The sequence below is a fragment of the Pseudomonas pergaminensis genome (genome assembly GCF_024112395.2).
Lineage (GTDB): Bacteria > Pseudomonadota > Gammaproteobacteria > Pseudomonadales > Pseudomonadaceae > Aquipseudomonas > Aquipseudomonas pergaminensis.
Genome location: NZ_CP078013.2, coordinates 5099357 through 5112129 on the forward strand (window position 1 = coordinate 5099357; position 12773 = coordinate 5112129).

Here is a 12773-nt window from a genome sequence, read left to right on the forward strand (position 1 = left end):
TTGGGTTTAATCACCCAAGGCTGCAAAACCCCCGATATGCCTGCGGTGTATCGGGGGTTTTCTTTTGCCTGGAAAATGCACGGGATCTGCCTAGAACAGCACGGTTGCGGTACCCGACTGCGGCACGCCGCCTCGCCGCCCCCACAATTCAACGCGACCATCGATCACGGCCATCGAATGGCCGCCGTATTCCACAGTTCCCACCTTGCCGCTTCTCAATTCGGCATCCGTAGCCGACCTGTAGCGGCCCCTCAACCCAAGGCGATCCAGACCTTCACGGGAGTGTTCTCCATCATTGAGGCTGTTCATCGCGCCCATGAAACTGCGCCCTGCCGTGCCATCGTTGTCCTCCATCTGCGCCCGCTTGGCGCTCGCGGCATACATGAAGTTGGCATCCGTCATCATCGCCGGGTCATCCCCTTTGAATTGTGCATGCCGGGCCGCCTGCTTCACTTCCTCGTTGGTCAATGAAAGCTTGAAGCCATCGCGCATTGTCACGTCATAGCCGGTCGCTGTCGTCTTCACGTCTTTGAAGACATCGGTGGGCTTCTGGCCAAATTGCATCATTGCGGCTTTTATGGCGGAAACCGTGATGCAATTACCATCCGGCCCCTGGCTGAAGCCACTCCAGATATTGTCAGGCTTTTTGCCGGGGTTGCTGTTATCAGGTGTGTAGTTGAAGTGTTTTGCGCCCTCAGTAATCGGCTTGTTGCTCATGGACTCAGAGGGCCCGAAACCACTTCGGGGAACCCTAGGGCCGCCGCCACCACCACGCGGCAACGATGGAGCAGGTAACGGCGGAGCAGGTGACGGTGCATCGCCCTCATCCGGAAACCACTGCATCAACAGTTGCCTGAGAAACGCGCGAAGTGTCTCGTCAGCCTCCTCCATCATCTTTTTGAGGGCGTCCTTGAATGCCTCACCCCCCATTTTCTCGCGCAGCGCATTCAACTTGTCGCGCGTGTCCTGCATCGTTTGGTGCTTGCCGCTCTGCTGCGCATCGAACAGCTCGCCAAGCAACTGCTTGACCGCAGACACTTCAGTCACCGGCGCAACCGCAGGTGTCTCTCCACCGGCAAGGCCAGGCATATACCCCACACGACCGGTCCCCGGCCCGGACACTCCTGAATGCAACATACCCTTGCCCCTCTTGATTGGTGAGCCAGCCAGGCTCCGGTTCAATCAGTGGCAGAATGGCTACGCAGCGTTCCTTCCCAGGCCTCAAAGCGAGTAACCCGATGTGTCGAGGGCACTTTTCCTACGCCCACAAAAAAGCCCCTCTTACGAGGGGCTTCTTGTGCAGCGCTACCGCATCAGGTCATCTGAATGATGGTCTGCATGATGGTGCTCTGGGTGGAGATGGTCTTGGCGTTCGCCTGATAGTTGCTCTGGGCCTTGATCAGGTCCACCAGCTCGTTGGTCAGGTTGACGTTGGAGTTCTCCAGGGAGTTGGCCACGATCGAACCCAGGGTACCGGCTTGCGGGGTGTCGTAACCCGGCTGGCCGGAGGCGAAGGTCTCTCTCCAGGTAGTACCGCCGGCTGGCTGCAGGCCCTGCTCGTTGTTGAAGCTGGCCAGGGAGATCTGGCCGATGGCCTTGCTCTGCTGGTTGCTGAACGTGGCGAACAACACGCCGCTGCCGTCGATTTTCAGGCCGGTGATCTGGCCGGTGGCGTAGCCATCGGTGACCGGTGGGTTGCGGTAGGTGGCCGAGTTGTACTGGGTGATGTTGGCCATGTTGACGGCGATCCCTGCTGGGTTCGCATCCGCACCGTTGGCCTTCCACACACCGTTGGTCACGGTGCCAGGAACCCAACCGGTAATGGTCAGGGTCTTATCAGAGACACCACCGGTGACCACACTGGTGAGCTTGCCGGCGCCGTCAAAGGTCAAGGCCGATGGCACAGGTGGAGTCGATGGGGTGCCGGTTGGCGCCGAACCGTTGGGGTTGCGACCATCGATCAGGGTATAGGCATTCCACTTGTTACCGTCGGTTTTCACCAGGTACTGCACCATCGGGTGCGCGTTGCCCTGGGAATCGTACAAGGTGGTGCTGTACTGGGTGGTAAAGGTGCTGGTGTCGTTCGGGTTGAACGGCTTGGCCACCTGGTCGATCACCGGCTCCGAGGAGTTCAGGTTACTGGTGGAGTCCACTTTGGTGGAGGCCTTGGGCGGCAGGTTCGACAGGTTCAGTTGCAGGTCGGTCAGGCCGCCCTTGATGATCTTGCCATCGGCATCTGCCGCGTAGCCTTGCAGGCGCGAAGTGCCGGTGTTGTTGGTGATGTAGCCGTCTTTGTCGGCACGGAAGGCACCGCTGCGGGTGTACTCCAGCGAACCGTCGCTGCCCTTCTGCACGAAGAAGCCGCCACCCTGGATCGCCATGTCCAGGATACCGCCGCTGCCGTTGACGTCACCCTGGGTGAACTGCTGCGACACAGCCGCCAGGTTCACACCGTTGCCGATGCTGTTCTGGCCGGTGCCCAGCTTGGACGCGGCGTAGATGTCGGCGAATTCCGCACGGGACGACTTGAAGCCAGTGGTCGCGACGTTGGCGATGTTGTTGCCGGTCACGTCCAGTTGTTTGTTGGCCGCATAGAGGCCGCTAAGGCCGATGTTAAAAGACATGTTTCTCTCCCTCTGCCGTATTTAGCCGGCTCTATGTACCGATAGTCTGAATTTGCGACAGCTTGACGCTGCCCATGCCGCCCGCCAGGTTCAGCAGCATTTCGCCGCCGGTCTTGCTCAGGGTCACGCTCGTTACCGTCGCTGGCAGCGAAGTGGCCAGGGCAACGGAGTCGCCCTTGTCGTTCTTGGTGGTGGCGTTGAAGGTGTAGGTGCCCGCCGGGGCAACTTCGCCCTTGTCGTTCTTGCCATCCCAGATGAAGTTCTGGGTGCCGGCGCTCTGGGCCCCCATGTCGATGGTGCGCACCACGTTGCCGTCTTTGTCGGTGATCTTGACGGAGACGTTGCCCACCGCCGAGGTCACCGCCACCGAACCGGTCATGCTCTTGCTCGTATCAACCATGGCCTTGTCGGTCTGGATGATGATCGAGCGCCCGACCAGCGACGAGGCCTGCAACGCCTGCGACGAGCTGAAGTTGCTGGAGATCGCATTCACCGAGTCGTTCAGGGTGTTGATGCCTTCCAGGCTGCTGAACTGCGCCAACTGGGCCACGAACGCGCCGTTGTCTTGTGGCGACAGCGGGTTCTGGTTTTTCAGCTGGGTGACCAGCAGTTGCAGGAACGCATCTTTGCCCAACGCCTGCTTGCCCGTCGCAGCCTTGGAAGCGTCGCCGAGGCTACTGGCGTTGTCTGTCGCAGTCTTGACCTTCGAGTTGAAAAGGTCCTGGACCGGCGTGTTGTTTGACGTATCAACGATGGCCATTATTTGGCGCCCCTTATCACTGACCCAGGGTCAGGACCTTCTGCATCATGGTTTTGGCGGTGTTCATCATTTCCGCATTGGTCTGGAACGAGCGGCTGGCGGAAATCATGTCAGCCATTTCCTCGACCACGTTGACGTTCGGGTAGTACACGTAGCCTTTTTCGTTCGCCGCCGGGTGGTTAGGCTCGTAGCGAGCTTCCAGATTGCTCTGGTCCTCAACCACACCGAGTACCTGCACGCCCGAGCCGGCGGCGCCTTGATCCTGGAACAGCGAATCGCTGCCGCCGTTCTGGCCACCCTGGAACATGGTGGCGAACACCGGGTGACGGGCGCGGTAGGTCTGGTCGATGCTCGAAGACACGGTCTCGGCGTTGGCGATGTTACTGGCGACGGTGTTCAAACGCGTGGTCTGCGCGCTCATGCCACTGCCGGCAATATTGAAAACACTGGACAGGGACATGGCTTACTCTCCACGCAGGGCTGACATCAGCCCTTTGAATTTGCTGTTGAGCAGGGTGAAGCTGGCTTGAAAGTTTACCGAGTTCTCGGCGTAGGCCGATTGCTCCAGCTGGGCGTCGACGGTGTTCTGGTCGATCGACGGCTGCATCGGTGTGCGATACAGCAACGACTCGTCACCATTGCTCAGGCCTTGCGCTTCAATATGACGGCTGTTGGTCATGTTCAAGGCGAAGGTGCCGTTCTTGGTCTTGTCCTGCTGTGCGGCGAGCACGGCGGAAAAGTCCAGGTCCCGAGCCTTGTAGTTCGGGGTGTCGGCGTTGGCAATGTTGTTGGCCAGGACTTCGGCACGCTGGGCGCGGAAGCCCAGGGCTTGTTCGTGGATACCGAGCGCTTTATCGAAGCTGATGCTCATGGCGGAAACCTTTAAGGGCTGACCTGCTGTTCGTTAACAGGGTTATAGCAAGGTGTGTGCCAGTTTGTGGGAAGCCCGTATTTAAAGGGCTTGGGGGCGGATTGCCGGGCGGCAATGCCAGAAAAGCGGCAACGGGTTTCCGCGTGGTGCCAGTAAAGCGGCAATCCGGGTTGCCGCTATTGAAAGGTTTGCCGCAAAAACAAATGTGGGAGCGAGCTTGCTCGCGAATGCAGCCTGTCAGTTGATACATGCATCGACTGACACTGCGCTTTCGCGAGCAAGCCCGCTCCCACATTTTTTACCGCGTACGACTTACTTAGCCTGGTAAATGATCCCAGGGCTGCACTGCACCATCTGGTAATGGTCCGGCAAACCGTTCAGCGCTTCGGAAGCACCGAGGAACAGGTAGCCACCACGCTTGAGCGTGCCGTGGATGCGCAACAGGATGTCTTTCTTCACCTCGGCCGAGAAATAGATCAGCACGTTGCGGCAGAACACCATGTCGAACTTGCCCAGGCTGGCGTAGCTGTCGAGCAGGTTGAAGGAGCGGAACTCCACACGGCTCTTGATCGGCGCCTTGACCGCCCAACGCCCCGCCCCTTTCGGGTCGAAGTAGCGTTGCAGGCGTTCCTGGGACAAGCCACGACCCAGTGCCAGGCTGTCGTACTCGCCGGTCTTGCAGTTGGTGAGCATGGTGCCGGACAGGTCAGTGGCCACGATTTGCGCCCCAGCCTTCAACTGGCCCATGTTGGTCCGCTCGAACTCATCGATCGACATCGAAATCGAGTACGGTTCCTGCCCCGAGGAACAGGCCGCCGACCAGATGCGCAGGCGCTGGCCCGGGCTGGCCTTGATGGCTTCCGGGAGCACTTTGCTCTTGAGCACTTCAAACGGATAGGTGTCGCGAAACCACAGGGTTTCGTTGGTGGTCATGGCATCGACCACCATTTCCTTGAGCCCGCTGCGCGGCTGCCCCTGGATGCGCTGGACCAGCTCACCCAACGACTTGATGCCCTGCTGCTCCATCAGTTTGTTGAGACGGCTGGATACCAGGTACTGCTTGTTTTCACCGAGCAATATGCCACAGGCTTTTTCCAGGAAGACCCGGAACTGTTCGAAATCCAAATTACCCGTAGACAATGATACCGCCTCTTAAATCGTGTGACCGCCAGGGGGAAATCCCCCTAGCCGTGATCTGCTGCCTTGATCCGGTCGACAACCCGGGATGCGAGGTCATCAGGACGGAATTTGGCCAGGAAGTCATCGGCACCGACTTTCTTGACCATCGCCTGGTTGAATACACCCGACAACGAAGTATGCAGGATGATATGCAGTTTTTGCATGCGTGGATCGTTACGTATCTCGGCCGTGAGGGTGTAGCCGTCCATTTCCGGCATCTCGATGTCGGAGATCATCATCAAGAATTCTTCTTCCGGTTTCTTGCCGTCATCCACCAGCTTACGCAGGTAATCCAACGCCTGGCGACCATCATTGAGGGCCACCACTTCCACGCCGACGGTTTGCAGGCAACGGGTCACCTGTTTACGCGCCACCGAGGAGTCGTCCACCGTCAATACACGCAGGGAGATCGCCTTATGCGCGGTTTCGGCGTCTACCACACCCACGGAAATCGATTCCGAGGTCGGCGCCACTTCGGCAAGGATCTTCTCCACGTCGATGATTTCCACCAACTGGTTGTCGACCCGCGTCACCGCCGTGAGGTAGTGATCGCGACCGGTGCCCTTGGGCGGCGGATGGATCTCTTCCCAGTTCATGTTGACGATGCGCTCCACCGAGCGCACCAGGAAACCCTGGGTCTTGGTGTTGTATTCGGTGATGATCACGAACGGGTTCTCGCGGTCCTGCAAACCCGCGGAACCGGTGGCCAGGGCCAGGTCAAGAATCGGGATCGTCGCGCCACGGATGTTGGCAACGCCACACACCACCGGGCTGGACTTGGGCATGATCGTCAGCTTGGGGCATTGCAACACTTCCCGCACCTTGAACACGTTGATGCCATACAGCTGCTTGCCATCCAGGCGAAAAAGCAACAACTCCAGGCGATTCTGCCCTACCAGCTGTGTGCGCTGGTTTACTGAATCCATTACTCCTGCCATGCCCAGACTCCTACGCTAAAACCTTAAAGGGTGCGACGCGCACCCAACGCTAAACGGCACGGCCTTTGCTATTTATTGGTCATGGATATTAAAACGACAGTTTCCCGACGCCCCATCCTGACACGTTACCGCAGATCGCTCTGCGCAGCGTTGGCGTTGCTTGCCTTGGGCCTGGGCGCCACGGCCCGCGCAGACAACGTCACCTTGCCTGATCTACTTATCGGCGTCACCCAGGGCTTTCTTGAGTTCACTGTAGAAGATTATCTGGCGACCACCCAGACACCGGGCCGTTACGAAATCCAGGTCAACCAGCTGGACCCGCGCCTGCGCATGCCCATGTGCGACAAGGAATTGACAGCCACCCTGGAAAGCCCCGCCCAACCGATCGGCCGCGTGACGGTCAAGGTCCGCTGCGACGGCGCCTCGCCCTGGACGGTGTTCGTGCCAGCCCAAGTCAAATTGTTCCGCGATGTGGTGGTCGTTGCCCGCCCGCTCAAGCGCACCGGCATCATCGGTTTTGAGGACGTGGTGTTGCGCGAACGCGACATCAGCATGATCAGCCAGGGTTACCTGACGTCCCTCGATCAGGCCGTGGGGCAGAAACTGACCCGACCAGTGGTCACCGACCAGGTCATCACCCTGGTGCATTTGGAACAGGCGGAGGTGATCCGCAAGGGTGATCAGGTGGTGATTTCCGCCAGCAGCGGTGCGCTGCAGGTCAAAATGCCGGGGGAAGCGCTGTCCAACGGCGGCATGAGTGAGCAGATAAGGGTGAAGAACCTCAACTCCAACCGCGTGATCAAGGCACGGGTCACGGCACCTGGCCAGGTAGAGGTGGCTTTATAGAGCACTGGTATCGGGCGCCAGCTTTTCCTACACTGTCGACTGGATGTCGGCCTGTGCAGTTTATTGTCAATCGAGCCTAAAGTTTGTCCGGGTATGGCCGAAAACATGGCAAGCGTCCAAATACCCAGAGGTTTTTTCAATCATGGTCATCGATTTCAGTCGTTTGAATAACACCCCGACCACGTCGGCCCCTACGCGCACCACCGGCACCAAGGACAGCGTAGAAGCCAAGGCACAGCCACTGCCCGCCAAGGCAGAACAGGCCAGCGCCAGCCAGAGCGGGGAATCCGTACACCTGAGCAATGAGGCTCAACAGTTGCAGAAGGTCACTGACTCGCTGCGCGATCAACCAGTGGTCAATAAAGCCCGTGTGGCCGAATTGAAACAGGCAATCGCCGATGGCAGCTATAAAGTCGACAGCAACCGTGTAGCCAGCAAGCTGCTTAATTTCGAAGCCGAGCGCTAGGCTAAGGCCTGCGCCGGGCTTTTGGACGCTTAAACCCCAAGGCCAGCCATGCATCACGACGAAAATCTGCTTCAACTGATCATTGATGATCTCGCCCCGACCCAACAGCTGCTCGAGCTGCTCAGGGAAGAATCCCTGGCCCTCTATGGCCGGGACATGCCCCTGCTGGAAGAAATTCTGGCGCGCAAGCAGTCGCTGATTGTCCTGCTGGAACAGCACGGCAAAAAACGCAGCCAGATCCTCGTCAGCCTGGGCCTGCCCGCCGACCATGACGGATTGGCACAGCTGGCCAGCCATTCCTCGGTCGGCGATCAATTACTGGCCCAGAGCAAAGAACTCAATCAATTGCTCGCCCAGTGCCAGGAAGCCAACCTGCTCAACGGTCAGTCGATCCAGCTTCAGCAAGCTACGACCGCCAACCAGTTGCGTATACTTCACGGCGGAGAGCCTCCGGCGCTTTACAACGCTCAGGGCTCCACCTCACGCCTGGTCAAGCCAAGCACCCGCAGCCAAGCCTGACGCCGGATCACGGCGCGGCCTATCCAAGGCGCGTCACATACTGGCAGAATGCCTGCTCTTGCGTGTAGTCGTATTTTGTCTGGAGATGGAAGAACCGTGTTCAACGCCCTTAATGCGGAAGATGCCCCGCAGCCACCCAAGGTCCTCACCACCCCTCTGGAAATCGCCAGCACCTTGCGGATGCTGCAAGACAGCCATGACCCGCTGATCATTACCTTCCACGAACGTAGCCAGCGCTTCCAGAGCTACCTGGTGGACGTCAACCGGGACAGCGGCACCCTGGCCCTGGACGAAATGATCCCCCGCGACGGCGAACGCCACCTCGAAAATGGCGAACCCTTCCGCATCGAAGGCTTCCATGACGGCGTGCGCGTTGCCTGGGAAAGCAACGGCGGCATGAGCATCAGCGAAAAGGACGGCCACCGTATCTACACCGGCAGCCTGCCCGACGAAGTGGTTTACCACCAGCGCCGCAACGCCTTTCGCGCCGCCTTGAAGCTGGCCCAATTGGTCAATATCGAGCTGGGTGGCGAGAAGCTCAAGGCGCCCATCAGCGGCAAGCTGCTGGATATTTCCGCTACCGGCTGCAAATTGCGCTTTGAAGGGGACATCTCCGAGCGCCTGCAACTGGGCCAGGTGTATGACCGCTTCATCGCCGCCCTGCCCTTTGGCAGCATGACCACCTCGGTCGAGTTGCGTTACCTGCACTTCGAAGAGAAGATCAACACCACGTTTGCCGGCGTGCGCTTCCACAATATGAGTGGCTTGGTGCAGCGCCAGGTCGAACGCTTTGTGTACCAACTGCAACGCGAAGCGCGGCGCTTCGACAAAGACGACGATTTTTAAACTTAAAGATCGCGGCAAAAAAAACGGGCAGCCCCTAAAGGGGTCTGCCCGTTTTTGCTGTCAGGGGCGCGCCCTGCTCAGGTCATGAGGGTGGTCGTCCGGCCCCAGGGGTTCAGGCGGCCCCTCAAAGGGCGGCTCATCCACGGGCGGAGTCGGGTCCGCTTCCGGCTCCGGGACGGCGGTTTGCATCTGGTCCTGCACCACCTGCTCATCCACACGCGGGTCCAATGCGGCCACCAGCGGCGAGCTGGACATGCTGTCGGGCATCGCGACGTGATGCAGCGGTGCATCGTCCACCTGATGCAGGTTGGTCACGGCTTTCGGCCGGATACGCCACACCAGGATCAACGCGCACAGGCTGAAAAACGCATACAGCATGTGGCTGCCGAACATCTTCATCACCACACCTGCCAGCAACGGCCCGACACTCGCGCCGACGCCATAGGTCACCAGCAGCATCGCCGTTAGCGACACGCGGCGGTCACCTTCTACATGGTCGTTGGAGAACGCCACCGCCAGTGGATACAGGCAGAATTGCACCAGCGAACACAGGAAGCCCGCCACGAACAACACTTCAAGCGGCACCTGGGTCATTATCGCCAACGGTAAAGCAGCCACCGCCAGGCACAGGGCAAAACAACGGATCAGCAGCGCACGGTCATAACGGTCCGACAACCAGCCCAACGGCCACTGCACCAACAGGCCGGCGAAAATGCAGCTACCCATGAACAGACCCACCTGCTCGGTGGTCAGGCCTTGCTGGGAGGCATAGAGCGGCGCCAAGCCGTAGAAAGAGCCCACGATCACACCCGCCCCAAGTACCGTACTCAACGACTGCGGTACGCGCTTGATAAAGAAGCGTGGCTCCATCGGCGCAGGGTGCAGGGGAGCCGGGTGAATACGGCGAGTCATGGCCACCGGCACCAGGCACAGCGCAAAGCACAGCGCGACCAGCATCAGCAATTCCAGGCCGAGCTGAGGGTGCATGACCAGAATCAATTGGCCGAGGACCAAGCCCAGGTAAGACGCGATCATATAGCCGCTGAATACCACGCCGCGCTGCTTGGCGTCCGCCTGCTCATTGAGCCAGCTCTCGATGACCATGTACTGGCACATCATCCCCAGGCCCACGATCATCCGCAGCACGATCCAGGCCGGCAGCCAGTCGATCAGGCCATGGCCCAGCACGGCCGCACCGACAATGCCGGCACAGGTTGCATAGGCCCGAATATGCCCGACCCGGGCGATCAGGCGGTGCCCGATCTTGCCACCCAGTACCAGGCCAAAATAGTTGGCCGCCATCAGCGCACCCACCCACAGGCTGTCGACATGGTCGGCCGCCAGGCGCAAGGCCAGGTAAGTACTGAGCAGGCCGGAGCCGATCAGCATCATCAAGGAGGCGAAATAAAGGGCTCGAAAAGATTTCCAGATCTGGCGCATCGGCGTTCCGAGCGGCTCCTTGCAGTGAGAGACAGGCCTATCGGCATGATAGTCCGGGGTGACGGAGTCCGGACAGCCGGTAGGGGCTGTTTCCGGGGATTATTTTGCTTACGGACTCAGACGCTGTCCGGTGGCTTGCTGGATACACGAATTGCGAGAAATACACCACGTACGTGCTGTGAACCCTGTTCACCCTCAAGGTTCGACTCATGTTCGGAAAACGCCCACAAAAAAGCCCTGCCAGAATGTTCTGTGCAGGGCTTTGTATCTGGTGTCCCAGGGCCGGTTCGAACGGCCAACCTTCCCCTTAGGAGGGTCATATCAAGCCCAGCAACCATTGAGGCGACCCAGCATTTATTGGCCTTAGCGTCCGGTTGTGTCCGTAAAAACGACCCGGTATATTTCTTTTTGCACCCACCATGCACCCATGGGAACAAATTGAAAGAAAAGCTAACAGCCAAACTGCTGGGATCACTGCAGGTCACTGGCAACGAATACGAAGTTCACGATACCACCGTCGGCGGTCTATTCGTGCGTGTTACTGCCGCGGGTGCAAAGTCTTACGTCGTCTCCTGGGCCCGTGGCCGGAAGAAGACTTTAGGCCGTGTCGGCATTCTCACGCTTGACCAAGCGCGCACTGAGGCCACTCAGTACCTCGCAGAAGCCCGAGCACATGGAGAGCCTCTGGCGGTCACTCAAGGCCGAAGGGGCGCCACCCTGCCCTCCTTGCGCGACTTCATTGATGACACCTATATGCCGTGGTTCAAGGCTCATCACAAAGGCCACGAGAAGACCCAGCACACCCTCAGTAATAACTTCGACCCAATCATGGCCCAGCGCCTGGACGCGATCACCGGACGAGACCTGGAGCTGATCCGCACAGGATGGATGCAGGCCGGCAACAAGCCCTCCACGGTTAACCGGAAAATGGGCTCTATCAGCGGAGTATTCAGCCGGGCGGTCGAGTGGGATTACATCGACGAGCATCCTCTGGCCAAGCTGAAACAGCTCAAAGTCGACTCAAAGGGGGTGATTCGCTACCTGGCTGCTGACGAGACCAAGCGTCTGCGCGATGCCTTGGACGCTCGACAGGATGAAATGAGGGCCGAGCGCGAGAGTGCAAACGCCTGGCGGATGGACCGCCACAGAGAGCCGATGCCAAGTCTCCTGGAATTGCCCTTCACCGATCACCTGAAGCCAATGGTGTTGGTATCGTTGAATACCGGCATGAGGCGTGGAGAGCTATTCGACCTGAGATGGTCAGCGGTGAACTTCGACACGAAGACAATCACAGTCGCCGGAGCCACCACCAAGACAAGCGATACGCGCCACATCCCGATGAACAAGGAGACTATTGGTGTGCTGGAAGCCTGGAAGAAGCAGGGGAGCAAGTCGCCGTATGTCTTCCCAGGTCAGGGCGGCGGTCGCTTTGAGGACGTCAAAAGCGCCTGGCTCAAGTTGCTTGAGCGGGCGCAGATCGACGAATTCCGCTGGCACGATATGCGTCACGACTTTGCGTCACGCCTGGTAATGGCCGGCGTACCGCTCAACACGGTACGGGATCTGCTGGGGCACGCCGATATTAAAATGACGCTGCGCTACGCTCACCTAGCGCCAGGCACAAAGGCCGCGGCCGTGGAGCTCATTTAAAATGGGATACAGTCATCATCGCGTATGGGAACGATAGTGCTGCTTAATTTGTGTTTCTCAACGTGCGCAAGCAACGCATCCCATGCCATCCGCACAAATTCTAAAGAAATTGAAGCTCGATCAATTTCGTAGCAGCCAGCCTCATCGGTCACCCAGAAGAAGCTACTTGCTTTAACCGTCTCCCAAATCCGCAGTTCGTCATATGTGAGTGCTTGAGGCATATCAAAGCAAAGCTTGATGAAGCGCGTGGATTCGTCCGTCGACCATACCCTATCGATAACCTCTGCGAGAGAAGCGTCCATCTTGTCCGGCAAATCTATTTTTTGGTCGGCTATAGCGTTCGAAATTGCCCACTCAACGACGGCAGTTAAAGATCGCTTTTGAAGCCTGCCCATAATGTCGAGCGCGAATTTGATTTTCGGGTCAATTCTAATCCCCACGCTTACCGTAGTACTCGATTCGCCTGTCCGCTTACTCGTCTTAGTAGCCATACCCTTCCATCTGCTCTGCTGAGGTCAGGCTTACTGACCTGATATCCACAGCTTGCGTGACACGCAAACCGCTGTCAATCCGTGCGAGTACGAGTCTGTTTAGCATTTGCTTGCAATGAAAGCTTTATGCGTCGTAATCTAGC

At 58.6% G+C, this 12773-nt stretch carries 14 protein-coding genes; 5 read left to right on the forward strand and 9 right to left on the reverse strand.

Annotated features, from left to right (window positions below):
- Positions 1-90 precede the first annotated feature (90 nt).
- From KUA23_RS23090 to KUA23_RS23120, 7 genes are all read right to left on the reverse strand, one after another.
- Positions 91-1089 (reverse strand): hypothetical protein, encoded by a 999-nt coding sequence (locus KUA23_RS23090; protein ID WP_252992902.1) that lies wholly within the window; start codon positions 1087-1089, stop codon positions 91-93.
- Between the two features lie 224 nt (positions 1090-1313).
- Positions 1314-2624 (reverse strand): flagellar hook protein FlgE, encoded by a 1311-nt coding sequence (flgE, locus tag KUA23_RS23095; protein ID WP_078049867.1) that lies wholly within the window; start codon positions 2622-2624, stop codon positions 1314-1316.
- A 31-nt stretch (positions 2625-2655) separates the two neighbouring features.
- On the reverse strand, positions 2656-3384 hold the full coding sequence (flgD, locus tag KUA23_RS23100) for a flagellar hook assembly protein FlgD (RefSeq protein ID WP_099493663.1): 729 nt from the start codon (positions 3382-3384) through the stop codon (positions 2656-2658).
- Between the two features lie 16 nt (positions 3385-3400).
- Positions 3401-3844, reverse strand: a complete 444-nt coding sequence (gene flgC, locus KUA23_RS23105; protein WP_076949604.1) for a flagellar basal body rod protein FlgC — start codon at positions 3842-3844, stop codon at positions 3401-3403.
- Between the two features lie 3 nt (positions 3845-3847).
- Positions 3848-4255 carry a flagellar basal body rod protein FlgB gene (gene flgB, locus KUA23_RS23110; RefSeq protein WP_010208346.1) on the reverse strand — a complete coding sequence of 136 codons (408 nt, stop codon included), beginning with the start codon at positions 4253-4255 and terminating at the stop codon, positions 3848-3850.
- A 312-nt stretch (positions 4256-4567) separates the two neighbouring features.
- Positions 4568-5395: a protein-glutamate O-methyltransferase CheR gene (gene cheR, locus KUA23_RS23115; RefSeq protein WP_016979774.1), complete on the reverse strand. Its 828-nt coding sequence runs from the start codon at positions 5393-5395 to the stop codon at positions 4568-4570.
- A 44-nt stretch (positions 5396-5439) separates the two neighbouring features.
- Positions 5440-6372, reverse strand: a complete 933-nt coding sequence (locus tag KUA23_RS23120; RefSeq protein WP_033901287.1) for a chemotaxis protein CheV — start codon at positions 6370-6372, stop codon at positions 5440-5442.
- 81 nt (positions 6373-6453) lie between these two features.
- On the opposite strand from KUA23_RS23120, the gene flgA reads away from it, so the two are divergent.
- The 4 genes from flgA to KUA23_RS23140 all read left to right on the forward strand — a co-directional run bounded on the left by flgA (position 6454) and on the right by KUA23_RS23140 (position 9049).
- A complete protein-coding gene (gene flgA, locus KUA23_RS23125) occupies positions 6454-7218 on the forward strand; it encodes a flagellar basal body P-ring formation chaperone FlgA (protein ID WP_078049869.1) in 765 nt (254 codons plus the stop codon).
- A gap of 142 nt (positions 7219-7360) precedes the next feature.
- Entirely contained in the window at positions 7361-7684 is a 324-nt protein-coding gene (gene flgM / locus KUA23_RS23130) for a flagellar biosynthesis anti-sigma factor FlgM (protein ID WP_078049870.1), read from the forward strand.
- A 48-nt stretch (positions 7685-7732) separates the two neighbouring features.
- Complete coding sequence (locus tag KUA23_RS23135) at positions 7733-8203, forward strand: flagella synthesis protein FlgN (RefSeq protein ID WP_015885461.1); 471 nt, start codon at positions 7733-7735, stop codon at positions 8201-8203.
- 96 nt (positions 8204-8299) lie between these two features.
- Complete coding sequence (locus KUA23_RS23140) at positions 8300-9049, forward strand: flagellar brake protein (RefSeq protein ID WP_078049871.1); 750 nt, start codon at positions 8300-8302, stop codon at positions 9047-9049.
- 60 nt (positions 9050-9109) lie between these two features.
- On the opposite strand, the gene KUA23_RS23145 is transcribed toward KUA23_RS23140, so the two are convergent.
- The gene (locus KUA23_RS23145) at positions 9110-10489 is read right to left on the reverse strand and encodes an MFS transporter (protein ID WP_078049872.1); all 1380 of its coding nucleotides are present in this window, start codon (positions 10487-10489) and stop codon (positions 9110-9112) included.
- A gap of 438 nt (positions 10490-10927) precedes the next feature.
- On the opposite strand from KUA23_RS23145, the gene KUA23_RS23150 reads away from it, so the two are divergent.
- On the forward strand, positions 10928-12139 hold the full coding sequence (locus KUA23_RS23150) for a site-specific integrase (protein ID WP_252992903.1): 1212 nt from the start codon (positions 10928-10930) through the stop codon (positions 12137-12139).
- Here KUA23_RS23150 and KUA23_RS23155 read toward each other — a convergent pair.
- A complete protein-coding gene (locus tag KUA23_RS23155) occupies positions 12136-12630 on the reverse strand; it encodes a hypothetical protein (protein ID WP_252992904.1) in 495 nt (164 codons plus the stop codon). The genes KUA23_RS23150 and KUA23_RS23155 overlap by 4 nt on opposite strands.
- Positions 12631-12773: the final 143 nt, after the last annotated feature.